At 41.6% G+C, this 26,430-nt stretch carries 21 protein-coding genes and 1 other annotated feature; of the genes, 5 read left to right on the forward strand and 16 right to left on the reverse strand.

The genetic code is table 11. From position 1 onward, the window contains the following. Positions 1 to 6: 6 nt before the first annotated feature. Entirely contained in the window at positions 7 to 978 is a 972-nt protein-coding gene (locus SporoP8_RS03600; RefSeq protein ID WP_085131268.1) for a nuclease-related domain-containing protein, read from the reverse strand. Further along, a complete protein-coding gene (gene dat, locus SporoP8_RS03605; RefSeq protein ID WP_232319245.1) occupies positions 962 to 1,804 on the reverse strand; it encodes a D-amino-acid transaminase in 843 nt (280 codons plus the stop codon). Before dat ends, SporoP8_RS03600 begins: the two co-directional genes overlap by 17 nt. A 418-nt stretch (positions 1,805 to 2,222) precedes the next feature. Here dat and SporoP8_RS03610 point away from each other — a divergent pair, with 418 nt between their 5' ends. Next, positions 2,223 to 2,444, forward strand: a complete 222-nt coding sequence (locus SporoP8_RS03610) for a DeoR family transcriptional regulator (protein WP_085131270.1) — start codon at positions 2,223 to 2,225, stop codon at positions 2,442 to 2,444. A gap of 52 nt (positions 2,445 to 2,496) precedes the next feature. On the opposite strand, the gene SporoP8_RS03615 is transcribed toward SporoP8_RS03610, so the two are convergent. Beyond that, entirely contained in the window at positions 2,497 to 3,228 is a 732-nt protein-coding gene (locus tag SporoP8_RS03615; protein ID WP_085131271.1) for a pseudouridine synthase, read from the reverse strand. 3 nt (positions 3,229 to 3,231) lie between these two features. Beyond that, the gene (locus tag SporoP8_RS03620; protein WP_085131272.1) at positions 3,232 to 4,848 is read right to left on the reverse strand and encodes a putative polysaccharide biosynthesis protein; all 1,617 of its coding nucleotides are present in this window, start codon (positions 4,846 to 4,848) and stop codon (positions 3,232 to 3,234) included. A gap of 151 nt (positions 4,849 to 4,999) precedes the next feature. On the opposite strand from SporoP8_RS03620, the gene SporoP8_RS03625 reads away from it, so the two are divergent. Beyond that, on the forward strand, positions 5,000 to 6,265 hold the full coding sequence (locus SporoP8_RS03625) for a BaiN/RdsA family NAD(P)/FAD-dependent oxidoreductase (RefSeq protein ID WP_085131273.1): 1,266 nt from the start codon (positions 5,000 to 5,002) through the stop codon (positions 6,263 to 6,265). Between the two features lie 499 nt (positions 6,266 to 6,764). Here the strand turns inward: SporoP8_RS03625 and leuS are convergent, their stop codons facing one another. Beyond that, the gene (leuS, locus tag SporoP8_RS03630) at positions 6,765 to 9,179 is read right to left on the reverse strand and encodes a leucine--tRNA ligase (protein WP_085131274.1); all 2,415 of its coding nucleotides are present in this window, start codon (positions 9,177 to 9,179) and stop codon (positions 6,765 to 6,767) included. Positions 9,180 to 9,258: 79 nt separating this feature from the next. Beyond that, positions 9,259 to 9,476: a binding site (T-box leader), on the reverse strand. A gap of 146 nt (positions 9,477 to 9,622) precedes the next feature. Between leuS and SporoP8_RS03635 the strand changes: the two genes are divergently transcribed. Together SporoP8_RS03635 and SporoP8_RS03640 are read left to right on the forward strand one after the other, a co-directional pair. Then, entirely contained in the window at positions 9,623 to 10,576 is a 954-nt protein-coding gene (locus SporoP8_RS03635) for a tRNA modification radical SAM protein MnmL/YtqA (RefSeq protein ID WP_085131275.1), read from the forward strand. 10 nt (positions 10,577 to 10,586) lie between these two features. Beyond that, entirely contained in the window at positions 10,587 to 11,186 is a 600-nt protein-coding gene (locus SporoP8_RS03640) for a tRNA 5-(aminomethyl)-2-thiouridylate-methyltransferase MnmM (protein ID WP_085133544.1), read from the forward strand. Positions 11,187 to 11,224: 38 nt separating this feature from the next. Here the strand turns inward: SporoP8_RS03640 and SporoP8_RS03645 are convergent, their stop codons facing one another. From SporoP8_RS03645 to SporoP8_RS03665, 6 genes are all read right to left on the reverse strand, one after another. Beyond that, the gene (locus SporoP8_RS03645) at positions 11,225 to 11,950 is read right to left on the reverse strand and encodes an SDR family NAD(P)-dependent oxidoreductase (protein ID WP_085131276.1); all 726 of its coding nucleotides are present in this window, start codon (positions 11,948 to 11,950) and stop codon (positions 11,225 to 11,227) included. Between the two features lie 17 nt (positions 11,951 to 11,967). Then, on the reverse strand, positions 11,968 to 12,111 hold the full coding sequence (locus tag SporoP8_RS16455; protein WP_157111219.1) for a hypothetical protein: 144 nt from the start codon (positions 12,109 to 12,111) through the stop codon (positions 11,968 to 11,970). Between the two features lie 109 nt (positions 12,112 to 12,220). Beyond that, the gene (locus tag SporoP8_RS03650) at positions 12,221 to 12,886 is read right to left on the reverse strand and encodes a 3'-5' exonuclease (RefSeq protein WP_085131277.1); all 666 of its coding nucleotides are present in this window, start codon (positions 12,884 to 12,886) and stop codon (positions 12,221 to 12,223) included. Between the two features lie 68 nt (positions 12,887 to 12,954). Beyond that, on the reverse strand, positions 12,955 to 14,883 hold the full coding sequence (locus tag SporoP8_RS03655; protein WP_085131278.1) for a DUF294 nucleotidyltransferase-like domain-containing protein: 1,929 nt from the start codon (positions 14,881 to 14,883) through the stop codon (positions 12,955 to 12,957). Positions 14,884 to 15,054: 171 nt separating this feature from the next. Further along, complete coding sequence (locus tag SporoP8_RS03660) at positions 15,055 to 16,602, reverse strand: solute symporter family protein (RefSeq protein WP_085131279.1); 1,548 nt, start codon at positions 16,600 to 16,602, stop codon at positions 15,055 to 15,057. Positions 16,603 to 16,615: 13 nt separating this feature from the next. Beyond that, positions 16,616 to 16,942, reverse strand: a complete 327-nt coding sequence (locus SporoP8_RS03665) for a DUF485 domain-containing protein (RefSeq protein WP_085131280.1) — start codon at positions 16,940 to 16,942, stop codon at positions 16,616 to 16,618. Between the two features lie 454 nt (positions 16,943 to 17,396). Between SporoP8_RS03665 and SporoP8_RS03670 the strand changes: the two genes are divergently transcribed. Further along, a complete protein-coding gene (locus tag SporoP8_RS03670) occupies positions 17,397 to 18,065 on the forward strand; it encodes a GntR family transcriptional regulator (protein WP_085131281.1) in 669 nt (222 codons plus the stop codon). Positions 18,066 to 18,530: 465 nt separating this feature from the next. On the opposite strand, the gene brnQ is transcribed toward SporoP8_RS03670, so the two are convergent. The 5 genes from brnQ to SporoP8_RS03700 form a co-directional block, all read right to left on the reverse strand. After that, positions 18,531 to 19,913 (reverse strand): branched-chain amino acid transport system II carrier protein, encoded by a 1,383-nt coding sequence (gene brnQ, locus SporoP8_RS03680; RefSeq protein WP_085131283.1) that lies wholly within the window; start codon positions 19,911 to 19,913, stop codon positions 18,531 to 18,533. A 307-nt stretch (positions 19,914 to 20,220) separates the two neighbouring features. Further along, on the reverse strand, positions 20,221 to 23,295 hold the full coding sequence (locus SporoP8_RS03685) for an AAA family ATPase (protein ID WP_085131284.1): 3,075 nt from the start codon (positions 23,293 to 23,295) through the stop codon (positions 20,221 to 20,223). Further along, positions 23,292 to 24,446 carry an exonuclease SbcCD subunit D gene (locus tag SporoP8_RS03690; RefSeq protein ID WP_085131285.1) on the reverse strand — a complete coding sequence of 385 codons (1,155 nt, stop codon included), beginning with the start codon at positions 24,444 to 24,446 and terminating at the stop codon, positions 23,292 to 23,294. Before SporoP8_RS03690 ends, SporoP8_RS03685 begins: the two co-directional genes overlap by 4 nt. A 109-nt stretch (positions 24,447 to 24,555) precedes the next feature. After that, positions 24,556 to 25,272, reverse strand: coding sequence for an NAD-dependent deacylase (locus SporoP8_RS03695; protein WP_085131286.1), 717 nt, complete (start codon positions 25,270 to 25,272; stop codon positions 24,556 to 24,558). 126 nt (positions 25,273 to 25,398) lie between these two features. Beyond that, positions 25,399 to 26,403, reverse strand: coding sequence for an aliphatic sulfonate ABC transporter substrate-binding protein (locus tag SporoP8_RS03700; protein ID WP_085131287.1), 1,005 nt, complete (start codon positions 26,401 to 26,403; stop codon positions 25,399 to 25,401). Positions 26,404 to 26,430: the final 27 nt, after the last annotated feature.

A 26,430-nucleotide genomic window follows, 5' to 3' on the forward strand; every position in this document is an offset into this window, starting at 1 on the left:
TCTATTCTATTGCTCTTCCACTACTTCTTCCGCATCAAACAATCGACTCATCGCTGTAGTTTGTGCATGATCCAATAGTGCTTGTGCAGCTTTAAATTGCGTATGTTTCATGGGACTCGGATTACTGCATAACCTTGTCAGCCATTGTTCATATGTTTTGCGATCAATGGTTGTCACTTCAAATGGAGTGCCCGGATAATCAATATAGCCATTTCTGGAAACAATTAGCTTCTTGATTGGTATTTCCACTTTCGCCGCTCTGAAGAATGATGAAACCACTTTCTCCATTCTACTGAGCGCTATCGTTGGATTCAGCACTTTCACTTCCTCTTCACCGAACTTCTTCAGCCAAAACTTTTCGCCACTACCTATGTACGCAGCCATTCTTTCATCTTCGAGCACCGTGATGCAATAGCATGTAGTAGGAGCTAACAAGATGATATCCAACTCGACAGGTGCTTTATTGACTTTGACGATCGGATAATAAAGCAACAAGAAGCTATCAGGTAAACGCAGTGTCAGTTGCTTCAACAAGGGATCAGAGTAATACTTCGGATCTACGCGGGATCGGTCATGCAATGTGGAACTTGCCCATTTTAATTGGAATTGAAACAATTGATCACGATAGGCTTTTTTTAACTGTTCAACATTTGAAGGCTGACTCGAAATCGAAGCCTGAAAATCCATATCATTCTCACGATCTTCTACCCTTTCTTCTGAAACAGCAAGTTCATGGGTCAATTCCCCATCTGTTTGTTTACGCCATTTCTTGAATAACAGCGTATACCACTTTGAACTCTGTTGCACATCTTCCGATAAAGTAGCCGCTTGCTCCGCATATAAATCAACACCGTGCTCCCATTGATTTTTAATACGTTTCCATTGATAACGTTTCAGGCGGATGAATTGTGTCGGATAGCGAGCTAAGTCATTCTCGTACCGAGAAATATAATCCGCAAGTTTAACTAGCTGGGCCATTTGATTCTCTTTCCTTATGATTACCAGACACGACTAACTTAGGAATTTGCGCCTCAAATGCTACTTGTAACTTTCTCGTCAACGGTCCTGGAACTCCTTGTCCGATAGGTTGTTGATCAATCGTCACAACCGGTGTGATTTCAGCATTTGTAGACGTATAGAAAAACTCATCCATTTCTAACGCTTGCGGTAGTGTAAATGCTTCTTCTTTCACCGGAATAGCTAAATTTTCCGCTATCTGTAATACGACACGACGAGTAATTCCATTAAGAATGAAATGATTGGCAGGATGTGTATAAAGGATACCATCTTTTATACCGAATGCATTGGAGGATGAGCCTTCACGCACCAATCCGTCTCGTACAAACAGTGCCTCTTGACATCCATGATCAAACGCCTCTTGTTTCGCCATGACATTACCAAGCAGATTTAAACTTTTTATATCGCAGCGAAGCCAGCGCATATCTTCAACAGACTTCATAGCAGCACCTTGTTGAAGAAATTGCATAGGACGTGCATTTTCTACGGCATAGCCAATCATGACTGGCACACTGTTTTCTGGGAAATGATGTGCACGTGGCGCAACACCGCGTGTGACTTGTATATAAATATGTCCAACAGATATTTGATTATCAGACTGTAGCTTCTGTACGATCTCGAGTAGCTCATCGATTGTATACGACAGGCCCACACGTATTTTTTCTGCACTCTCAAGTAATCTCTCTAAATGCTCTTTCGCTGTATACAATGCGCCATCATATACTTTAATGACTTCATAGACCCCATCACCAAATACATAACCACGATCATTCACGGATACATTCATTTTATCTTCTGTTAGGAATTCCCCATCTTTGAAATAGATCACACAACCGCCACCCTTCTTATATGAAACCTCAAGCCAAATTACCGCCAGTTTCTTCTTTTTCTATTTTCACATGTTTATCGAATAAAATCAATTAGACCTTAAAAGAGTGAATACCCTTTTTCTAGTTGTCTACAAACTAACGCTAACTCGGTAACTAGTAATCTATGTATTCTAATTTATTCAAAAGTATAAGCGAAAACATGTGCGCTTTTACGTAAAATACGTTATACTACTATTGTCAGAATCATTCACTTACTATTCTGGCATAGCGTAACCATAAGGAGCAGATCAGGAAAGATAATGTCAAAGAATACCCCAACAGTCTTCTTTTGCAAGGTTGGCGTGAAAATATGAAGATGAAGGAGTGGTTTCTTAGATGAACCCAGCTACCGATCGCATGTTAATTCGTATCAAAGATGTCTATCTGTTCATTCGAGATAACGGAAAAGTAACAACGGAGGCCGTGGCGGATGAATTCAATATTTCACCCCGCACTGCTCAACGTGACTTAAACGTTCTCGAGTACAATGAATTGATTAAGAGCTCAGTCCGCGGCGAATGGACGACGACTTCCAAGAAAGTGAAATTATCTTCCTGATTTAGCCTCCTATATACACATTTACAACGCAAAAAAGGCTGACGCTTTTGCATCAGCCTTTTTGCTTGGAACGATCTAGCTCTTTTAATTGCAGCAATTCCGCTTCTGTTAGCTCACGGTATTTCCCTAGTTCTAAATCCGGATCTAATTCAAGCGGCCCCATGGTTAAACGCTTCAAATACACCACTTTTTTCCCTACCGCTTCAAACATCCGCTTCACTTGATGAAACTTGCCTTCTGTAATCGTCAGTTCAATCTCCGACTCTTCAGCAGCATGCAATATGTGGAGAATGCCTGGCTTCGTTTCATAAGCATCGTCTAAAATCACTCCACGCGCAAAAGCTTCGGTATCTTCTTCCGTTACCATTCCAGCCACTCTCGCATAATACGTTTTCGGCACTTCTTTCTTCGGTGATAATAAATTATGTGCAAGCTTCCCGTCATTCGTCAGCAGCAATAACCCTTCTGTATCCTTATCCAAACGACCTACGGGAAACGGCTCAAAATGGCGTTCTTCATTTCCAAGCAAATCCACGACTGTTTGATCCCGGTTGTCTTCTGTCGCAGATAAGACGCCAGGCGGTTTATGCATCATCAAGTAGATGAATTCTCTATAGACGACTTCTTCACCGAGCAATGAAATCGCGTCTGAATTTGGATCCACGTGCTGGGCAGGATCTTTCATCACTGCCCCATTGACCCGAATCATTCCTTTTTTCAACAGTTGTCGAACTTCTTTACGTGAACCATAACCTGTATTTGATAATAATTTATCGAGTCTCATTGATTATCCTCCAAGTCCAAAGCGTCTCATAATACGTGTTAGACGATCTCCAAATAATTGTTGTGCAAGTCCTGATTTGATAGCCAAGAATCCATAAATCACCATTCCGACGCCTGATCCAATCATGACATACAACAAAGCTTGCCAACGTCCTACTGGAATGTGTACCATGTTTAATCCTTTATTCGTCAGCCAAACGCCAGCAAACATCACTGCGTTGAAAGCCAATATCAAAAACAAGCGTCTGATAACCATTTCAGATTTATAATTCAATGCTTTTTTGATGACGAATAAGTTGATACACACCGCTACCGAGTAGCCAATTGCGGTGGCTATAATTGCGCCGTTCACTTCAAACATTTTAATGAGTGGAATGTTGATCAGCATTTTCACTAGCAACCCGAGCAATGAAGTGAAGACGATCCATTTATGATGATCAATTCCTTGCAAGATGGCAGCCGTTACGGTGAACATCGCAAATAGAATCGCTACCGGTGCATAGGATGCTAAAACACTCGCTCCTGCCACATCATACGCATATAAGAATTGATAGACTTCACTGCTTAAGACCATTAACCCAATGACCATTGGAATCGTTAAGAACAGCATGATCTGATACGTTTGATCGAGTGAACGTGTGATGCCCTTTTCATTGTTAGACGTATAATCTTTCGTGATAATCGAGATGAGCGCCATAGAAAACCCTGTCGCGACCATCACGGGAATCATCACGATCTTATGTGTTAAAAAGTTCAGTTTTGTTAAATATAAATCGGAAACACTTGAAAGTCCGATTGATTTCATAGCGCCGTTGAATGTGATCATGTCGACAAATTGATAAATCGGATTAATCGTACCGACCAATACAAATGGCAATACGTACGCGAGCACTTCCGTATAAATTTGTTTCAACGACACCGAACTCGCTGGCGGACTATTTGATAATAAATAATCAAATTCATCCTGATATCTTTTCCAGTAATAGTAGAGACTCCATAAACCAGCGAGCGCTCCGATAAATGCAGCAAACACTGCAAACTGCACAGCGATTTTTGGTGATAAATCCAGTACGTTGACGACTAGGAAAGCTCCAACGAGCACAACAACAATTCGTACAATCTGTTCAATTAATTGGGAAACAGAAGTCGGTTCGAACTTTTGATAGCCTTGTAAAAAACCGCGTCCAATACTGAGTAACGGAACAGCAAGCAGCGCAAAGCTAACCCATCGGATAACGGTTGTGATATCCTGTACGGTGAAAATCTGTTCATCACTTTTAATGACAAGTTGCGCAATAGGATTCGCAAGTAAAAACAATGCAAGAAATGATAGGAAGCCCGTAATCGACATGACAAGCATACCCGATTTCATTAATTTCCTGCCGGTCGCATAATCGCCTAGTGCATTATACTTCGAGACGAATTTCGATATTGCCAGCGGAGCCCCAGATACTGCTACTGCTAGCGCTAGATTATAAGGTATGTATGCATATTGATAGAGACCGACACTCTTTTCTCCAACGATTGCATAAAACGGAATTACATAGAGTAAGCCGAGTGCCTTCGATAAAAATAAGCCAATCGTTAAAATGGCCGTGCCTTTCAATAAATTTGATGCCATAATTGATTCCTTCCATTCCTAAAGAGATTCTTGTATAGTTTACCCCTCGACACGCTTTTGCACAATCTTTATCTACAGTCCAAATCAAAAAGCAACCAAGCCCATATAGTGTATAATGAAAGACAAAATGAAATGAAAGAGTGGTTCTACAATGTATGATGTTATCGTAATTGGTGGCGGACCTTCAGGTTTAATGGCCTCCATTGCAGCCGCCGAACAAAAAAAACGGGTTTTATTGATTGAGAAAGGACGGAAACTCGGCAACAAACTAGCCATTTCAGGCGGTGGTCGCTGCAACGTCACAAATCGACTATCACAAGAAGAAATTATTAAACATATCCCGGGAAACGGGAAGTTTTTATATGGACCATTCTCCGTCTTTAACAACCAGGATATCATCCACTACTTCGAAGGTCTTGGCGTTCCGTTAAAAGAAGAAGATCACGGGCGGATGTTTCCCGTTTCAAATAAGTCTAAAGACGTCGTAAACGCCCTATTGAATCAGATGGATGAACTAGGCGTGGACATACGATTGGAAAGCCGAGTACAGAAATTAATTATGGATGACGAAAAGGTTCTCGGCGTTCGGTTAGAAGACGGTGAAGAAATACGCGCTCATGCAGTAGTCGTTGCAGTTGGCGGCAAAGCCGTTCCACAAACAGGCAGCACTGGTGATGGATACCCCTGGGCTGAACGAGCGGGCCACACCGTAACGACATTGTACCCGACCGAAGTTCCGTTGCTGTCACGCGAACCATTTATTGTCTCAAAAGATTTACAAGGTCTTGCGTTACGTGACGTGAAAGTGTCTGTAGTAAATAAAAAAGGGAAAACGCTTGTTACCCATCAAATGGACATGCTCTTCACCCATTTCGGATTAAGTGGCCCTGCGATTTTACGTTGCAGCCAATATGTTGTCAAAGAGCAGATGAAGAACGGCAAACAGCCCGTCTTGCTGCAAATTGATTCAATACCTGATCAACATGAAGAACAATTGACACAAACCATCGCAAACATTTTAAAAGACGAACACAAAAAGCAAGTGAAAACTTCATTAAAAGGTCTCGTGCCTGAACGATGGTTGCTATTTTTATTGAAGAAAGCAGAAATCGAGGAAACCGAAATCGGCCTAGATATTAAGCGTGAGGCTATACGTACACTCGCAAAGCTCCTTAAGACATTCCCTGTACACATTACAGGTACGCAACCGATCGAGAAGGCTTTCGTTACGGGCGGCGGTGTTTCTGTAAAAGAAGTAGAACCAAAGACGATGGCTTCACGTAAAAAAATAGGATTATTCTTCTGTGGAGAAATTTTAGATATCCACGGATATACGGGCGGCTATAATATTACTGCTGCTCTTGTGACAGGACGTCTGGCGGGAATGAATGCGGGATTATTGAGCCGAACGGAATAATCGTATAGAGCGGTTGACACGTGCGATTGAGCGGTTAGCGTGCCGCATTGAGCGCTTACCTCGTCCCATAGAGCGGTTAGCGCAACGCTTAGAGCGCTTACCCCGTCCCATAGAGCGGTTAGCGCGCCGCTTAGAGCGCTTACCCCGTCCCATAGAGCGGTTAACGTGCCGCATTGAGCGCTTACTCCGTCCCATAGAGCGGTTAGCGCACCGCTTAGATCGCTTACCCCATCCCATAGAGCGGTTAGCGTGTCGCTTTGAGCGCTTACCCCGTCCCATAGAGCGGTTAACGCACCGCTTAGAGCGCTTACCTCGTCCCATAGAGCGGTTAGCGCAACGCTTAGAGCGCTTACCCCGTCCCATAGAGCGGTTAGCGCGCCACATTGAGCGCTGAACCCACACAATAGAGCACATAATCCAACATGTTGATCGCAAAACGCATGGAATAAAACGAAAAAGCCGGTCGGAGAAAAATCTCCAACCGGCTTTCTGCATTTCATTAACCCGCTACAATATTGACAAGGCGTCCAGGAATCGCAATGATCTTCTTTAATTCCTTACCTTCCATCCACTGCTTCACGTCTTCATTTGCCAAAGCCACTTGCTCTAACTCTTCTTTCGAGCTATCTTTCGCTACAGTGATTTTCGCACGAATCTTACCGTTGATCTGTACCGCCACTTCCACTGTGTCATCCGATAATTTTGTTTCATCAAATGTCGGCCACTGCGCATAGGCAATCGTGTCCGTGTGACCTAGTTTCGACCACAACTCTTCAGCCAAGTGAGGCGTGATAGGTGAAATTAATAAAAGGAATCCTTCAATATATGCTTTTGGCAATTTCTCCGCTTTATAGCTTTCATTGATGAAGACCATCAATTGAGAAATCGCAGTGTTATTGCGCATGCCTTCGTAATCTTCGGTCACTTTTTTGACTGTCTGATTATAGACTTTCTCTAGAGGTCCGCCTGTTTCATCCGTCAATTTATCTGTCAATGTATCGTCTTCATTGACGAGTAGACGCCAAATGCGATCAAGGAAACGACGAGATCCGTCTAGACCATTTGTAGACCATTCTTTCGATGCATCAAGTGGTCCCATGAACATTTCATAAATACGCAATGTGTCTGCACCGTGTGAATGAACGATATCATCCGGATTGATGACGTTACCTAACGACTTGGACATTTTCACATGTCCTTCACCTAAAATCATCCCTTGGTTGAAGAGCTTTTGGAACGGCTCTTTCGTTTGGACAACACCGATATCGTACAATACTTTATGCCAGAAACGAGCATACAATAAATGCAGAACTGCGTGCTCCGCTCCCCCTACGTAGATATCAACTGGCAACCAACGCTCAGCTAATTTCGGATCGATTATCATGTCTTCATTATTCGGATCGATATAACGCAAGTAATACCAGCAGCTTCCTGCCCATTGTGGCATTGTGTTCGTTTCACGACGACCTTTCATGCCAGTTTTCGGATCGACGACATTGACCCACTCCGTAATATTGGCAAGTGGTGATTCACCTGTTCCGCTCGGTTTGATATTGTCGGTTACCGGCAACATCAACGGTAATTCCGATTCATCGACAGTCGTCATCGTGCCATCTTCCCAATGAATGACAGGAATCGGCTCGCCCCAATAACGTTGACGGGAGAATAACCAATCGCGCAGACGATATGTGATTTTGCGTTCGCCCGTACCATTTTCTTCGAACCATTCAATGGACTTAGAAATAGCTTCTTCTTTCCCTAAACCATTTAGGAAGTCCGAGTTGACGTGCTCGCCTTCGCCTGCATACGCTTCTTCTTCAATGTTTCCGCCTGCAACCACTTCCACAATCGGCAAATCGAATTTCTTCGCAAACTCATAGTCGCGTTCATCATGTGCAGGAACTGCCATGATCGCACCTGTACCATAAGTAGCCAATACGTAATCCGCGATCCAGATCGGCATTTTTGTACCGCTCGCAGGATTGATAGCATAGGCTCCAGTAAATACGCCCGATTTGTCTTTTGCCAAATCTGTACGCTCAAGATCACTTTTTGATTTTACTGACTCAATATAATTCTCTACCGCTTCACGCTGCGCATCCGTAGTGATCGCGCTAACTAATTTATGTTCAGGAGCCAACACGGCATACGTCGCACCAAAAATCGTATCGGGACGTGTAGTGAACGCTTCGAATGAATGCTCAGTGTCCGCAATTTCAAACTTTAATTGAGCACCTTCAGAACGACCAATCCAGTTACGCTGCATATCTTTTAGACTTTCAGGCCAATCCAACTCATCCAAGTCTTCTAAAAGACGATCTGCGTATTCCGTAATACGCAATACCCATTGGCGCATCGGACGACGTTCTACGGGGTGATTTCCACGCTCAGATAATCCGTCGATGACTTCTTCATTCGCCAGTACCGTTCCTAGTGCCGGGCACCAGTTGACAGCTACTTCGTCAATATACGCAAGACCACGTTTATATAGTTGAATGAAAATCCACTGCGTCCATTTATAATAGCTTGGATCCGTTGTATTGATTTCACGAGACCAATCATAAGAAAATCCAAGATCTTGCATTTGGCGTTTGAATGTGGCGATGTTCTTCGCAGTGAATTCAGCTGGATCATTTCCTGTATCAATCGCATACTGCTCAGCAGGCAATCCGAACGCATCCCAGCCCATTGGATGCAATACGTTATATCCTTGTTTACGTTTAAATGCACTTAAAATATCTGTTGCGATATAGCCAAGCGGATGTCCAACGTGCAGACCCGCGCCTGACGGATAGGGAAACATATCCAGTGCATAAAATTTAGGCTTGGATGGATCATCAATCATTTTGTATGTATCGTGATCTTTCCAATACTTTTGCCATTTCTCTTCAATTTGCGTGTGTTTATAACTCATGTCAAAAACTCCTCCAATATGATTCGATTTCTATTCTTGTATTGGTGCGTACAGATAAAAAAAGACTCCCGTCCCTCGATAAAGGGACGAGAGTCTATATAGTTTCCCGCGGTACCACCCAAATTGACGGACTACGCCATCCAACTTGAATCCTTAACGCGGAGTACGGTATTAGTTACAAGTATTCACCAATACAGGCTCAAAGGTGAGTTCGTTCCTCACTAATACAGACTTGCACTAACCGTCTGCTCTCTAAAAAGTAGCGTAAGAAGTACTATTCCTCATCATGGCCTTCATTATTTTCTTCAGTTTACCCGAAACGCAAGCTGAATACAAGCCTTCTCTGTTGCTTTTTGTCGTATACTAAGTAGTTCCTGCGGTTTGGTGAGTGATATCACTGTATATTCCGTGGTACAATGTCTGATGTAAAGGAGCTGTACATAATGAATGAAATCAATCTTCCGTTTCCAAGTGAAGGGAAACGATACCATACATGGTCAAGACATTTGAAGGATACATTCGGTTGTAAAATCGCGAAAGTTGCGCTTGACGCAGGGTTTGACTGCCCGAATCGTGACGGTACTGTCGCACATGGTGGCTGTACGTTTTGTAGCGTGGCAGGATCAGGTGATTTTGCAGGAGATCGCGTAGATGCAATTGAAGTCCAGTTCGCTGAAATTAAAGAACGATCCCAGCGTAAATGGAAAGATGCGAAATACATGGCCTATTTCCAAGCCTACACGAATACACACGCGCCTCTTCCCGTTCTAAAAGAAAAGTTCGAAGCGGCGTTGGCACAAGAAGGCGTTGTGGCATTATCCATCGCTACGCGTCCTGACTGCCTGCCTGACGACGTCGTAGAGTATTTGGCTGAACTCAATGAACGCACCTATCTATGGGTAGAACTGGGCTTGCAGACTGTACATGAATCAACTGCAAAACTCGTCAACCGTGCACATGATTTCCAATGCTATCAAGAAGGTGTCGACAAGTTACGTAAGCATAATATTAATATTTGTAGCCATATCATCAACGGCTTACCTGGTGAAACAGAAGAAATGATGATGGAAACCGCACAAGCAGTTGCCAAGCTTGATGTACAAGGCATCAAAATTCATCTATTGCATTTATTAAAAGGGACACCTATGGTAAAACAATACGAAAAAGGCAAACTGGAATTTTTAACGAAAGAAGCCTACATCAATTTAGTAGTCGATCAACTAGAAATCATGCCTCCCGAAATGATCGTGCATCGCATCACAGGTGACGGCCCAATCGATTTATTAATCGGACCGATGTGGAGCGTCACGAAATGGGAAGTACTGAATGGAATTGATGAAGAACTGGAAAGACGCAATAGCTGGCAAGGAAAAAAACATCTGCAAGAGGTGAAATAATGTGACAAACATATTACTGCACCGCGTACTGCCGATTGCGAAACGGCTAATTACTGAACGCGTGCAGCCTGGAGATACAGTCGTCGATGCGACCGCCGGGAATGGCAATGACACACTTTTCTTAGCTAACTTAGTTGGTGACGAAGGACGAGTTTTCGCATTTGATATTCAACAGCAAGCACTTGAAATAACGGAGCGACATCTTGGTGAGCTAGCTAATCGCGCTACACTCATTCATGATAGCCATGCGAATGTTCATCAATACGTACAGGGTGAGATCAGCGGTGCTATGTTCAACTTAGGGTATTTACCATACAGCGAAGATCCTAGTATCATCACGACTCCATCCTCTACGATTGCAGCAATCGAGGCATTGCTAAGTTTGCTGAAAAAATCCGGAATCATTACAATTACTGTCTATGACGGACATGAAGGTGGCAGTGAAGAACGTGATGCATTGCTTGACTATGTTTCGACTTTACACCAAGGTGACGTGCATGCCGTCCGCTATGAATTGCTAAATCAAAGAAGAAACCCTCCATTTCTACTTGCACTCGAGAAAATGAAAGATTTTACGGAAGTGCGGAAGTTAGAAGCCGGAGAATCATAAAACCCGTCGCCACACAAAATGTGGCAACGGGTTTTTACTCAATCAAATTTACGAATATCTGCAATAGGATCTATTTCCAAGAAGTCCATTTCGTTCACAAACCGCACAAGTTTTTCTGCTACTTCAACGGCTGAGCTTAACTGACCTTCCCTCTTATAAGCCTCGAACTTTTTCAAATGGGGAAACTGTTCTTCAGATGATGAACGAATCGCCTCTTGCATCCCCGTATCGATAATTCCTGGTGCGATGGAAACAATTCCGGTTGGATAGTCTGCCATCTTTTGCTCCAGTGCAATGACACGTGAAAACTGATCAAGTCCAGCTTTCGTCGTACAATAAATTCCCCAGCCTTCATACGCACTGCGGCCTGCTCCGGAAGAGATATTCATGATCTTTTTCGTTCCTTTGAACTCTTTCAACGAATCGATAAATGTATTCATTAATTGAATCGGTGTCGTTAAATTCACTTTAATTGCCTGCTCTACTTTTTCAGTATCCAATGAACCTACCAAACTAATCGGATCCACTATACCCGCGTTATTGATCAATGTGAAAGAACTAGCTTCATCAAGATGTTGACCCACTATTCCTCCGAGGATAGCAGTCGCTTTCTCACAGTCTAAGAGATCTACTTCATACATCGTATGTAGCTGATCTGGATTCGTCCGCGCCAAACCATACACCGTTGCTCCGGTTTCTTTAAATTGGCTGAGTAATTGTTGACCGATTCCTTTTGATGCACCTGTAATGATAATTATATCCAAATGTATCTGCTCCCTTTCTATACAATGTAACTATTGAATGACCCTATGTATGTCGTTGCGTTTTCCACAGTCTTATTCGGCAACTCAAAAAACAATATCCAGCAATACACTGCAATAGCTAGAATAATGATGATCAATAAAATCGCTTGACGTTTATTCATATCTCCACGTCCTCCACCCATTGTTCCACTTTGTAATTTCTACTATACCACAACAACCAAATGAGCCCGCCACTCACGTTTCATTGAATGACGAACCCGGTAACTGAATTTACGTTTGAGAAACAAATTTTTGTGCTCCACCATTTTTAATACGCAGTAAATCTGCCAGTGTTTTTACACCTTGACGATCGAGCTTCCTTAATAACGCTGTAAATACATGTGCCGTTGTCAACGCATCGCCTAATGCACGATGTCGTTCAAATACTTCTGTGCCGAATAGACGCGCATAGTCTTCCAAGTCCTGTTGCTCACCCGTAGGATCCAAGTAATTAATCAAATGCATCGTATCGAATGATGTAGGGGTTTGAAATGTACATTTCTGACGGCTTAATTCTTTCTTAATCACCATTTCATCGAAATTGACATGGTGCCCAACCCAGCCTGCACTTTTATGTTTTTCTATAAAGGCAAAATATTCTTCGATAGCTGGAAGAGCCATAGGTGCATAGTCGACTTGTGACTGCTGTATAGTGGTTAGCTTGCTGATGACAGGAGGAATATCTCTTGATGGATTCACAAATGTTTGAAATACATGATCCGTAACTTTAAATCCTTCAACTTGTACGGCACCTATCTCAATCATTCGATCGTCTGCACCAATTGCAAAACCAGTAGTCTCTGTATCAAACACGGTGAAATTCATTTCTTGCAGCGGCGTATTTAGCTGAATCGATTGTTGCAATTCATATGTTAATTTTTTCTTTTTCCAAAACATGATTTCGCCCCCTACTTCTATAGTACAATATGCACGAATTTTTTACAGGGACCTTGATTTACACTTTCTTAAAGTTTTGATAATAAATGTGATTGAAGTGCTCTGACCGTATCTAGCGTTGTACGTAATTCATTTAATTCCCATCTTCTCAGTTTGCGCAAGTCGATTTCTGTAGAAATTTTCTCACCCCGTAAATGTTTCTCCCACGACATGGAAATTCTAATACTCAAAGATATTTCATATGCATGGCGAACTTCTTCCGCAAAGTCTTTCGTGATTTTTCTCTTTTTTTGCAAAGCTGAAATAATCTCGAGAGGTGTTGCATTGATGATCCCATTACTGACCCCTAAAATTTGCAAACAATGATGAAGTGGGAATAGAGCATGTTTCTTAATATCGATCACATCCGCTTTACTGCGTCCCCTGAAAATGTTCAAAAAGTTTTGTTGCAATTGTGGTATTGGTTTCTCTTTTTCCTGTTGTGCCATATAGTAAATAAATGTAGCTGATTTCCTCAACAAATCTTGTACCATTAGGATAAAGCGATCATTGACAGCAGTTTCACCGTAGAGAAATCGGAATGACAGGAAGTTATATCCGAGCAAGATTTGTTCAGGCGTAGACCGCAGCGCCCATTGGCGAATACGTTCGTGCCAAATTGCCATAGTGCCGCGCCACTGCGATTCACTAGCCATCATGAATCCGATACATCTAGTATAGCCCGCTTGTTCAAGATGAACGACAATTTCGTTGCCAAGAAGTTCGAAATAGTTCTCTACTTGCTCGGATTCCTCTCTCGACACATCTTCATAGACAAGGAAATGATCCTGATCAGTTAGCATAAACTGTTCACCACGTGCGCCACTGCCCATCTGGTACCAGGCAAACGCAACAGGTGGCGCCCCTTTCCCTTGATCTTCAAGTGACTGTACGGCCAGCATAACGCAATGCTTCGCTAGACGATCATAGAACTTCGTAATGATTTCCAATGTATGAATGGTTGAAATTTCATCCTGAATTAAATTGGACAACACATCGTAAATTGCCGCTTTAACGACAGGCAAATTTTCGAAAGAAGCTTCTTCTATGGTTTTTAAGATATTCATGGAATTACGATCGCGTTTCGTCATCAACGTGGCAAAAGTCACAATTCCTACAGGCTGCCCTGCTTTGACTACTGGCAAATGCTTGATTCCATGTTTATAAAATTTCGTCAAGGCCTCGTAATAATAATCGGTAACCTTAACCGTATGCGGATTTTTCGTCATGATATCTTTCGCTTTCAGTCCGATCGCAGAACCTCCTTCCGCTATCACTCGTTCGACTAGATCTTTTTCCGTTACGATTCCAAGCAATTTACCCGACTGATCTGTAACAATAATAGAACTGATGGAGTGTTTAATCATCAACTCCGCTACTTCTCTCGTTTCTGCTTCCGCGTGAATTGTCACGACTGGACTGCTCATGAAATCCTGTACACGACGGACATACGGTTCACTCTCACCATATTCATCAGCCAAACGGACTTGTTCCCCTAATGAGGTATAGACATTCGCCAAACGAATCGACATTTTACGCAAGACATAATCTCGTACATTTTGATCGTCCATTCGATGTTTAATTACTTCATATGGAACTTGGAGACAAACGGAGCCTTCAGCAACGACCATATCAATATGATGTTTATCAAGCGGTCGGGCCATTTCCCCTAAGTAGTAAGCAAAATTGGAAAAGCCAATAACTTCATTTTCTTGAATGAATTCTAATGTTACTGAACTGCCGTCTTGTCCTTCTATTTGAACTTCTGCGGATCCTTTCAACACGATGAGTAAACCTTCTTGGGGTGTTTTGAAATAGTTAGATTTCTCCGCTTCTTCATACATTTTCAGCTTACATTCAATCAATAACTGATCAAATTCCTTTTCTGATGTGTTTATAAATAACGGATTTTGATGAATTTTATCGTACCATTCCTGATCTTTTACCATCTTCAGCATTTCAAAACCTCCTATTCGTATTGACCATTACGAGATCTCACTTCATATTATTCAAATCTATATATCATCAGTACCTATATATTTACATTCAATATCCTTTCAACAAAAAATGGCTCCCTCTTCTGTCGTGCTTGTAGAAGAGGGAACCATTAGTTGAATAGCAAGTAATTATTATAGATCAAGCTCTTTGTAGCCAGTTTCCGCTTTGAAACGAACTTCTGCATAAGAAACTTCATCTTTCTCATGACGCTTAGAGCTAACAAGTGTACCAATGAATGCAGCAAGGAATCCTGCAGGTACAGATACGATAGCCGGGTTAGCATATGGGAAGATCGGATTACCAGTGATCAAAGTAGCTCCTTCAACTGGGTTCATTACTGATGGGCTGATTGCAACCAGAACTAGTGCAACGATTAATCCTGTCAACATAGAAGCAACAGCACCTGTCGTATTGAACTTCTTCCAATAAATCGTTAACAGAATAGTGGGTACGTTTGCGGATGCAGCAACACAGAATGCCAGTGATACTAAGAACGCAACGTTCAACTTTTCAGAACCAAGTGCAAGAAGGATAGAAGCAACACCAATTGCGATAGAAGCCCAACGAGCTGCTGCAACTTGTTGTTTCTCAGTTACATTACCATTTTTGAAGATTTGTCCGTAAATATCGTGAGCAATTGCAGAAGCACCTGAAAGTACAAGACCTGCAACAACTGCTAGGATTGTCGCGAAAGCAACAGCTGCAACGAAGGATTCAAGTGCGTCTCCTCCAAGAACTCCAGCAAGCATCGGTGCTGCCATGTTCCCAGCGGCATTTTCTGCGATGATTGCGTCTGATCCAACGAATTTAGCTGCACCAAATCCAAGGAAGATCGTCAATACATAGAAGATACCAATAATCCATACAGAATAAATAACGGAAGAACGTGCTGTTTTCGCATCTTTAACCGTGAAGAAACGCATTAAGATGTGTGGAAGTCCAGCAGTACCTAAAACTAATGCGATTAATACTGAAATAAGTCCAATTGTGTCTGTATAAACAACCCCTGAGTGAAGGAATGCTTCACCATGTGGAGTAGCAGTTTTCATTGTCTCGAACATACCGATGAAATTGAAGTTAAACTTCATAAGAACCAAGAAGGAAATAATGATTGTACCTAACATCAAAAGAATAGCCTTGACGATTTGTACCCAGCTTGTCGCAGTCATTCCGCCGAATAGAACGTAGATTAACATCATCGTTCCAACGATTAGAACTGCCATCCAATACTCGATGCCGAATAATAATTTAATAAGAGCACCCGCACCAACTAATTGTGCAAGCATATAGAACATTACGATAGTAATTGTGTTCAACGCTGCTGCTCCACGCACTTTCTTAGCGCCGAAACGAGCACCGATCATATCTGCCATCGTAAACTTACCTAAGTTACGTAGTGGTTCAGCAATTAAGAATAACACCACGAGATAAGCCGTTAACCAACCAATACTGTAGTAGAAGCCATCAAATCCGTTAAGTGAAATCGCACCTGCGATACCTAGGAAAGATGCTGCGGATAAGTAGTCACCAGCAATTGCCATACCATTTTGCCAGCCTGTTAATGAACCACCAGCAGTATAAAAATCACTTGCCGTAGTCGTTTGCTTTGCCGCCCAATATGTAATGTAGAGCGTCAGCGCGATTACTGCGAAGAATATAACATATGAAATCCAACTCATGAACACAACCCCCTTATTTTAAAACATTTTTCTCTATAATCTTGTCCACTTCAACATCAAAGTGTTTTGCTTTATTCATGTATACGGACGTGAATACCCATACCATAATGAACATGGAGAATGCATAAACCCAAGTCCATGTCATTGCACCAATTGCAGGTTTTTCTAAAATTTTTGTATAACCAGTTAATAGTGGAAGAATAAAGTACGCTGCGAAGAAGAAAATAACAAAAGGTGTAGCGAAGGTCTTTTTTCTTTTTACCAGACCTTTAAAGTCTTCTGATTGAACAAGCTTTTCATAGTCCATTGTGGATTTCCCACGTGCCACTTGATTAGTCATTAGTTAATCCCCTTTCTATTTTATATAACGTAGTAAATTAGTTCCTTTTCCCCCCGTTTCAATGAAACCGCTTTCATCACCAACATGAATTGATAATATATTACAGCGTATTCGAATAAATATTTGTTGTAGTACACATGTAAACGATACCAAACAATTACCAGATTTGCAATAACCTTTTTTAAAGATTCGTAAAATTAAATCTACTATAAAAGCAAATCACGTATAGACATTAATCTATCAAATCTAGGTGGAAACTACAAGAACTTTTTGCATTTATCACAACACTTTTTAAATAACATCATATTTAATTTTATAGTAATTCCTAATCGTTATTTTACAACATGCTTAATACTGTTAAACAACAGGAAAAAGTTGTAGTATATTGTATATTAGCAATTAGTGAAATAAACATGGTGTGAAGACTACTTTTGGAGAAAGATGGTGTGATAATTTGCCTATACCAACTAACCACGCACAACCCATACGAAAGACTGCTAAGGAAAATGCATTTAGTCAACTTCAGAAATGGATTATCGATGGAACTCTACAGCCCGGTGAAAAACTAAATGACGTTGAATTGGCAGAAGCCCTTGGAGTGAGCCGTACGCCTATACGAGAGTCACTACAATTATTAGAAGTTCAAGGATTTGTTCAAATGTTTCCAGGTAAAGCAACACAAGTGACGGACGTAGATCGTGAGTCTATTTCGGACTTGCTCCCTCCACTCGCTGCGCTGCAAGCATTATCGGCTGAACTTTCCATACCCAATTTAACCGAAAGTATTATTAAGAAATTGCGGGAAACGAATAAGAAATTCGCGCTAGCAGTTGAAAAAGAAGATTATTTCCAAGCTTTGAAAACCGATGAAAAGTTCCATCAAATCATTGTGGACACAGCCAATAATCCATACATTTCCTCGATGCTTGTCTCGCTACAAGCTCATGTGCGTAGACTCTTCTTTCATAATTCCATTATATTGACGGAGCAGTCGATTGAAGAACATGAACAGATCATAGATTTAATGAGTAAGCGTAATGGTGAGCAAGTTACCAAAGTTATGAGAGAAAATTGGTTACGCGCCATCGAGGAGTTTCATTCGATTGAAAAAGCGGATTCATAAATAGATAGGAAAAGGGGCTGTCCAGAAAGTCAGTAAAAACTGATTTTCTGTGGCAGCACTTTCTTTTGAAACAAATAAAGAATCCTCTTTCCCCCATTCATTTCCGTTACAGGCGGACGCGTTCGGGAGGGCCCGCGGTGAGCCACCCCCCTCGCTTTGCTCGCTGGGTGTCTCACCTGTCGGCCTGATCCTCCCCGAGTCGCCGCCTTCCACTCCAATCCACTCGGTATGATGGATAAAAAATTACAAAAAAAAACGTCCTTTCTAGTAGAATAAAGTCACCAAAACTCTCTACGAAAGGACGATTTTTATGTGCAATCTGAAGATTACTTTGACCAGTAGACCACAGAACAGCTGACTTTTCCTATAGAAGAGGCCGAAGCACTTCCTACTGAAGTCCATCGTTCTTAACGGCCAACCTTATGACAACCGATAAGGCCTGGCCATTCCGGATCCACTCCTTTTTTATGATTTTTCAGTAGTGGAGATAACGTGGAGATCTTGCACTCTTTTATTGTTTATTACCGCCACAATAGCTGTTACGAAAGTCGTGATCAATACAGGAACTAACCAGCCGATACCTTCTGTATAGTATGGGATGTATACTGTATAGGCCTCATGCACAGTCGCAAGCCAATTCGGCATGGTCTTCTCAACTAGTGAGTAGAATTTCACGAGCGCCTCAACGAAACTGACAAGGAATGCCGTTACAGTTGCTGTTCGATATACCAAGCGAGATTGATGGAATAAAGGGCCGGTAAACGTCAACAAGATTAATACCATGGCCAGTGGATACAGTAGAACCAGTACAGGAAGCGAGTAATTGATAATATTCGCTAGCCCGAAATTGGCTACGACCAAACAGAATATTGAAAAGAATACTACAAAAAGTTTATAGCTGATTTTTGGGATGATCGAATGGAAGTACTCTCCACATGCAGTGAGTAGCCCAATCGCCGTTGTAAGACAGGCAAGCATAATCACGACACCAAGCAACACTAGTCCCGTCGTACCGAATAAATGAGAGGAAGTTTCGCTTAACACGGAACCGCCACCATCAAGATAGCCAAATAGATCAACCGATGTGGCACCTAGATAAGCAATACCTATATATATAATGGCTAAAAATCCGGCTGCCACAAATCCTGTCTTAGCCGTAGAAGCCAATATTTGCTTTTTATTCGTAATGCCCATTGCACGCAATGCGTTGATGACAATGATGCCGAAAACGAGTGAAGCCAATGCATCCATCGTATTGTACCCTTCAAGAAAACCCGTAAAGAATGGTGTTTCTTTATAAGGTGCTTGCGATACTTGCGCACTTCCCATCGGACTGAGAAGCGTCATTCCAATTAAGCCAATTAATATAATAATAATGAGTGGTGACAAAAATTTACCGACTCGATCGACGATTTTAGCAGGGTTCAGTGATAACCACATGCTAATGCCAAAGAAAGCCAATGTAAATAAAAAACGAGCGAGATCAATAGAAAACCCATTTAAAAATGGAGCCACACCAATATCAAATGCCACAGCTCCTGTTCGTGGCGCTGCGAAAAACGGGCCAATCGTCAAGTACAATATGGCTGTAAAAAGAACAGCGTATACCGGATGAATCCGACTTGCCAAGTCTTGCAAATCTTTCTTGCCAGAAAAACCAATAGCTAAAATACCTAGAAAAGGCAAACCTACACCTGTGAATAAAAAACCGGCCATAGCTTTCCACGTTTGATCTCCAGCGAGCTGTCCGAGCTCTGCAGGGAAAATTAAATTGCCTGCTCCAAAAAATAATGCGAATAGCATAACTCCAATAACGAGACTTGATGAAAATGATAGTTTCTTCTCCATATGTATAAAATTCCTCCCAAAGTCAACCGTATTAATTTGTATGCAATATATCACGTTCCCTTATATTACTCTTCCCAATTTAGAAAATCAACAGCTAGTCAAATCATTTGACTGTTGTCTATATTGCCAACTTACAGACTATTTATCAAGATCTGCAATAGAATTTTTAAAATAGAAAAAACTGACCTCGATCGAGATCAGTTTAGACGTAGAAGCTAAATACTAAACGACTTAGAAATGATAGGTAGTAGTTGGGGATTTCCATTTCACAGTAGATTAGCTGTGCTTCACTACTGTCCGTGCTACATCAACTCAGTACAATGTTCGTTTTGCTGTAACCCTCTCTTAACTTGGTTACTTGCAATGTCGCAGGGATCGCTTCTTTCATTTCATCGATATGGGAAATGATGCCGATCATTCTCCCCGATTGCTGAAGAGCGATTAGAGTATCTATCGCTTTCTGAATAGCCTCTTCATCCAACGCGCCGAATCCTTCATCAATAAACATCGTCTCCATACGAACAGCCCCTTGGAAGCTTTGAATGACATCCGCCATACCCAGCGCCAAACATAATGAGGCATTAAATTTTTCACCGCCTGATAACGTCTTAACATCTCGCGTCTGCCCTGTATACGCGTCATGGACGTCTATACCTAAGCCACTTTGTTTCCCTCTAGTTTCCTGACGATCACTACGGACGAGTTCATACTGTCCATTTGAAAGATCTCGTAGACGAATATTCGCAGCTTGAATGATGCGCTCCAAATACTCGATTTGAATATAACGCTCAAAGGAAATCTTCAAATGGTTTTGACCACGGACTAGATCATAGAGATTCGTAATCTTTCCATAAGTTCTTTCTAGCTCTGCTTCCTTAGATTTGCTAGTTTTCAATTCAGTATACAGATCCTGTGCTGCTTGTTCTCGTGCTTTTGATTGATTGGACAACGCAAACGCTTCTTCGTATTGTGTTTTCATTGCTTCTATCTGGTGTTCCATGACTTCCAAATCCACTTGCTGTTTACCCTCTACAGACTTTTTGAGTTCTTCTACGGATGATTGTAGCGTATGAAGCGTTTGGGCAAATACTTGAAGTTGTTGCTGGATAGCCTGACGTTTTGAAGGCGGCAGTTTCACTTGCATATAATTTTCTTGCGAGGTAAAGCCCTCTTCTGTCAACCTTTTTGTAAAGAAAGCTGAACTTTGGTCTACTTTCTCTCTCATATCTGCTAGCGACTTCTTCTCTAGAATCTCTCGGGACTCCCATTTTATTTTCTCAGTCGAGGCGTCTTGTAATTTCTGTTGGATGGTTTTCCAAGCATTTTCAAGTTGTTGACTGGCTGTTTCTTTAGAAGTAATTTGTTGTTGCAATGCGGATAGTTCCTGTAAATTTTCAGGTACCTTTGTTAACGCATAGTTATAGAGCGCACGTTTCGTTTCAAGCTCTGCTTTGGATTCATTGCGTTGCTGTTCTAATGTATTCATTTCTTCGGTAAGTTCTTCCATGGCCTTCTGCGCTTGGTTTTGTTGGTCTTTCTTTTGTTTCAATACCTCTCGCTTATTTCTAAGGACAGCTACTTCTTCCGTCAGATCTGCTTGTTCTTTTTGATAATCACGATTCAAATCTACTTGTTGCTCATCCAATTCAGCTTTACTTAATTCAATACGTTGCTGGAGTTGTTGCAATTGTGCCTGCTTAGTATGGAAGGTCTGTACTTTATTCGTTAACTCTAGCTTAGCCGTGTCTAATTGTTGCTTCGATACGTGTTCAGATTCTGCAACTTCAGCTTTAGCTGGATGGTCGATACTACCGCAAACTGGACAAGACTCTCCGTCATGAAGTGAAGCAGCAAGGGCTACCGCCTGATTATTAATCCAACGATTCTCAAGGTCTTGATAGACAGCAGTATAATGCTCTATTTGTTGATTAGCTATGTTAAAATCTGTCTCAAATTCCTGCCGTTGTATTAGTTGTTGCTTGTATGTAGCCACTTGCTTTGCGACGGCTTTGCAACTTGAAAGTTGATCCACTAACTGTTCGTATCCTTCTAATGAAGTCTCCAATTCAATCATTTCATTTCTCTGCACAGTAATGGATTCTTTTTGTCGCTTTGCTGCTTGCTGATTCACTAGCAAGGATTTCTCTACTCGATCTACTGTGTTGTTAAGTGACTCTAACTCTTGACGTTGCGCGGTGAGTCCAGATACGGTTGGAAGTAAATTTTTCAACGTAAGTACCTGTTCTTTTACTTCGTTTCGCTCAGCTTCTTTGGCTAGTTCCTGTTCATATGAAGCTTTTGCGGACACTAGCTTTTCCTCTGCATCAGCAAGAAACGTGACAGCTTCAAAGTGACTTCGCTCTTTTTTCTGCCACTCTATTTCATTAGACTTCACTTGTTGTTCTACATCTTCTAATTTCGCGGCTCGTTCTGCTTGCTGCAATTGCTGTTCGAGAGTTTTCATCTCTGCTTGCTTCGTCTGCAATCCTTCCAGTTCTTTTTGGCGTTGCAGTAGCTTGGCAAATTGTTCATTAATTGAACGGGCTTCATGCAATTCTTGTTGTTTTTCATTATGAACTTTATAAAGTCTAGTATATTCTGTATGTGTTTCTTTAGATTGTATTTCATGATATGCATGTTCTTGTTGAAGACCTAATACGAGCTGATGGTAGTTTGGGTACTCTGATTGTAATTCTGTAAATAATAAAGAGTCACGTACAGGTAACTTCGCTGGTATTTGATGAAGAATCGTATCACTCAACTGTTTTTCGCGAAGATATTCAGCATTCGCTTCTTCTTTTTTCACTTTTAACCGTTCGACAATCTTTTGGTACGGTTCTGTTTTAAAGATTTTCCGCATGATGGTTTCCTTATTTCCCGTATCGGATGTTAAGAATTTGCGAAATTCCCCTTGAGGCAACATCATGATTTGACTAAACTGTGCATGCGTAAAGCCTAGTAACTGTTCAATCTTATCATTTACCTCCGTAACAATTTGACGATCTACCGCCGGAACGAATCGCTCATCTTTTTCTTCAAATAATTCGCAGCGGCCCAATGTATCCGATTTATTGCCTTTTTTTCTGTAAGGTATTTGACGCACGACACGGAATCGACGGTTATGGATATCAAACGTCAATTCTACAGTCGTCTGCATGTCGTCATCAGCAAACTGACTGCGCAATGCTTTTGTATCTGTACGATCCTCTCCGCTTGCCTGTCCATATAATGCGAAACAAATGCCATCAAAGATCGTAGTTTTCCCTGCACCCGTTTTTCCGGAAATGACAAATAAACGATGTTCTTTCAAATCACGAAAATCAACAATTTCCTTGTCTTTATACGGTCCAAATGCTGTCATGGTTAATATAATTGGTTTCATGCACGGTCTTCCTCCTTCATCACGTCCCACAAAACTTCAGCGAATAACTCTTTCGTTTCTTCGTCTACTTCTTCGCCTTGAAGTTCTTTAAAAAACGAAGCAAACATTGCTTGGTCATCTTCTTTTTTCTCAACAGTCACTGTTCCACCAAGACTGTCTGTCGAAGAAGCAAAAAGTTTACGTTCTACATGCATAGCGTTCGGAAAAACGGAACGAATTTTCTCCATTGGTTGAATGACTGGCACCGTATCAAGCAGCTTGACGAACACATAGTCTTCATTGTGAGGCATCTTTAATAGATCTTCTATCGTTCCTTCAACCGTTCTCACATCATGAAGCGGAGTCAGTAGCTTTTTTTCAATTTCCACTTCGCCTTTTTCTCCGAGCTCCACAATGAGGTATCCCTTTTGATGATTCTCTTCCGATATGGAATACTTTAATGGTGAACCTGAGTAACGAATTGTTTCATTGCCTACAAAATGCGCCTGATGCAAGTGACCAAGCGCTGTGTAATGAAATGGCTCGAATAAATCTGAAGAAACATATTCAGCCCCGCCAATCGATAATGGTCGTTCTGCATCACTAGTATTTTCTTCTTTCTCACCATGCGTAGTGACGAATGCATGACCGACAAACACATGTCGAGCGTCTTGATCCATAGACATCTCTATACGCTCGATGATTTTCTTCATAGCTTGCTGATGACTGGAAATCGATTCATCTTCAAGCAAGTGACGAACAATCGAAGGATCCGCATAGGGTATTAAATGAAAATAGATATCACCATATTCGTCTTGGAGCTTTACTGGTGACAAGTGTGGGGACCATTCTCCTGTTATGTATAAACCTTGGTCTTTCATGAACGTACTTCCAAAATGAAGGCGGCTAGGGCTATCGTGGTTTCCTGCAATAGCGATGACAGGTATTTTCAAATCCAATACAATCTCCTGTAGAACGTCATTCAACAAACCTACCGCTTCAGTTGGCGGAATTGCACGATCATACAGATCCCCTGCTATAATGATTGCATCCGGTTGTTCTCTTTTAATTTCTTCTATAAAAGTCTGTAAAATATAACGCTGATCTTCTGTCATATAGATTCCTTGCACGAGCTTGCCGAGATGCCAGTCTGCTGTATGGAAAATTTTCAAGTCGTTTCCCCTCTCTTCTTCTATAAAAATGGAGACAAGAAGAGTAGCGTATTAGAAAAGTGGTATGAAAATTACTTGTCTATTACGCTCATTCTTCTATCTCAAATTACTACCTATCTACTTGTTGGTTTGCTTCATTCAATATTTCTCCAATTTTGCGTTCATTGATAACGAGATCGGCAAAGCGATCCATTTCTGTAGGTTCCATATTAATAATAACTAACTTCGCGCCTTGCTCTTTTGCGATGAGCGGAAATTGATTCGCAGGTGTAACGGTTAATGATGAACCTAGTACAATGAAAAGATCAGCTTTCTCACTTTCAAAAATCGCTTGAATAAATGCTTCTTCGGGTAGCATTTCTCCGAATAAGACAACCGATGGACGCAACGTACCGCCACAATCACAGTAAAACGCATCTTGTTCGTAGCGTTCGTTACCGTATACTTTTCCACAAGTTTCACAATGGACATTACGAAGTGTCCCATGAAGTTCCATAACGTTTTTCGAGCCCGCCATCGTATGGAAACCATCGACGTTTTGCGTAATAATTCCATGGATCAGGCCGTCCTTTTCCCACTTAGCTAAAATATCATGCCCTTTATGCGGTCCTGTTTCTTTTGCCGCTATGACCCGTTGTTTATAAAACTGAAAAAACTGGTCTACCTGCTGATTGAGAGCAGTTATGCTTGCCACTTTGGCAGGATCTTCTGTTTCCCACATGCCCGTTTTAGCGGAACGGAAATCAGGTAGCCCGCTTTCTGTCGACATCCCAGCTCCTGTATAGACGATAGTACGTTTTGATTCGTTCAATAAATCTGCCAGCACGGTCTTCATCCTTTCAACTAGCGAAATTATGTTCTATCTGTATACTAGCATATCCTGTTTTATTGCAACTTATCAAACGAAACGGAATTAAAAAAACGAGCATCCACAATGGATACTCGCTTACTATTAGTTTGCTGTAATTTTTTTAATGGCTTCCAAATCAATCAATCCATCAATTTCATTCGTCTTGATATAATCTGCCTCTTGACTGATATCAGCCATCTCTTGCAATACGTCCTCATTTACATCTGTTGTAACTTCAATTCGTGTGAACGCCGCTTCTAATTCATCACGGGCAATTTCTTTTCCAGTCAGATCTTTGATATGCTTCACCACTAGCTGTTGTGCTTTTTCTGGCTCATCCCGAATGAATTGAACTGCTTTTGCGTGAGCTGTCAAATAAGCAGTCGATAGTTTTTCGTTTTTCAAAAACGCATCGCTTGTTGCGACAACTGTATTCGTAGATTCTTTACCCCAAGCAAAGTCTTCCCAGTCAAGAATCAGTTTACCATTCGCCTGATTTTGTAAAATATATCCCCATGGTTCTTGTGTTGCTGCGCCGTCTACTGAATCTTGAATAAATAATGTCGCTGTATCCGCTGGTGCAGAGGCGAAAAACTCCACTGTTCCACCGTTAGCTTTTGCCTTTAAACCTACGTCTTTCAACGCTTTACGTAACATTACATCTTGCGTACTGCCGATTACGGGAATCGCAATTCTCTTACCATCTAGATCAGCTAATTCATTAATTCCACTTTTACCGTTGGCTACTAATACCGCACCGCCGTTTACTGCTCCAGAAACAATATGATACTTTGGATCTTTTACATAATAGTTGATGACAGGTCCAGGACCAACCGTTCCGATATCTATGGAATTAGAAGCCATTGCCTCCATGAATAACCCACCGTTACTAACCGTCTTCGTCGAAACTTTGATGTCTTCACCGAACTCTTCCGCGAAATAATTATTCTCCAGTCCAACAATTGTTGCGATATGTGTTAAGTTCGGGAAGTATCCGATCGTAACTTCATTTTTATCCGCACTGGCTACGTCTGTTTTTCCACATCCCGACAAAACTCCCACAATGGCTATTACAGAAAGCAATACACCCAATAGTTTCTTATTCATATAATGATCCCCTTTTCTTAGAGCGTA

It is taken from the genome of Sporosarcina ureae (genome assembly GCF_002101375.1).
Taxonomy (GTDB): domain Bacteria; phylum Bacillota; class Bacilli; order Bacillales_A; family Planococcaceae; genus Sporosarcina; species Sporosarcina ureae_B.

Bases quoted from the DNA above. Each gene is read 5' to 3' on its own strand.
- SporoP8_RS03655 (WP_085131278.1), bottom strand. From the start codon at position 14,883: ATGCTGAAGATGGTAAAAGATCAGGAATGGTACGATAAAATTCATCAA.
- SporoP8_RS03625 (WP_085131273.1), top strand. From the start codon at position 5,000: ATGTATGATGTTATCGTAATTGGTGGCGGACCTTCAGGTTTAATGGCC.
- leuS (WP_085131274.1), bottom strand. From the start codon at position 9,179: ATGAGTTATAAACACACGCAAATTGAAGAGAAATGGCAAAAGTATTGG.
- SporoP8_RS03665 (WP_085131280.1), bottom strand. From the start codon at position 16,942: ATGACTAATCAAGTGGCACGTGGGAAATCCACAATGGACTATGAAAAG.
- SporoP8_RS16455 (WP_157111219.1), bottom strand. From the start codon at position 12,111: ATGAATAAACGTCAAGCGATTTTATTGATCATCATTATTCTAGCTATT.
- SporoP8_RS03600 (WP_085131268.1), bottom strand. From the start codon at position 978: ATGGCCCAGCTAGTTAAACTTGCGGATTATATTTCTCGGTACGAGAAT.
- dat (WP_232319245.1), bottom strand. From the start codon at position 1,804: ATGAATGTATCCGTGAATGATCGTGGTTATGTATTTGGTGATGGGGTC.
- SporoP8_RS03635 (WP_085131275.1), top strand. From the start codon at position 9,623: ATGAATGAAATCAATCTTCCGTTTCCAAGTGAAGGGAAACGATACCAT.
- SporoP8_RS03685 (WP_085131284.1), bottom strand. From the start codon at position 23,295: ATGAAACCAATTATATTAACCATGACAGCATTTGGACCGTATAAAGAC.
- SporoP8_RS03620 (WP_085131272.1), bottom strand. From the start codon at position 4,848: ATGGCATCAAATTTATTGAAAGGCACGGCCATTTTAACGATTGGCTTA.
- SporoP8_RS03700 (WP_085131287.1), bottom strand. From the start codon at position 26,403: ATGAATAAGAAACTATTGGGTGTATTGCTTTCTGTAATAGCCATTGTG.
- SporoP8_RS03660 (WP_085131279.1), bottom strand. From the start codon at position 16,602: ATGAGTTGGATTTCATATGTTATATTCTTCGCAGTAATCGCGCTGACG.
- SporoP8_RS03610 (WP_085131270.1), top strand. From the start codon at position 2,223: ATGAACCCAGCTACCGATCGCATGTTAATTCGTATCAAAGATGTCTAT.
- brnQ (WP_085131283.1), bottom strand. From the start codon at position 19,913: ATGGAGAAGAAACTATCATTTTCATCAAGTCTCGTTATTGGAGTTATG.
- SporoP8_RS03615 (WP_085131271.1), bottom strand. From the start codon at position 3,228: ATGAGACTCGATAAATTATTATCAAATACAGGTTATGGTTCACGTAAA.
- SporoP8_RS03650 (WP_085131277.1), bottom strand. From the start codon at position 12,886: ATGTTTTGGAAAAAGAAAAAATTAACATATGAATTGCAACAATCGATT.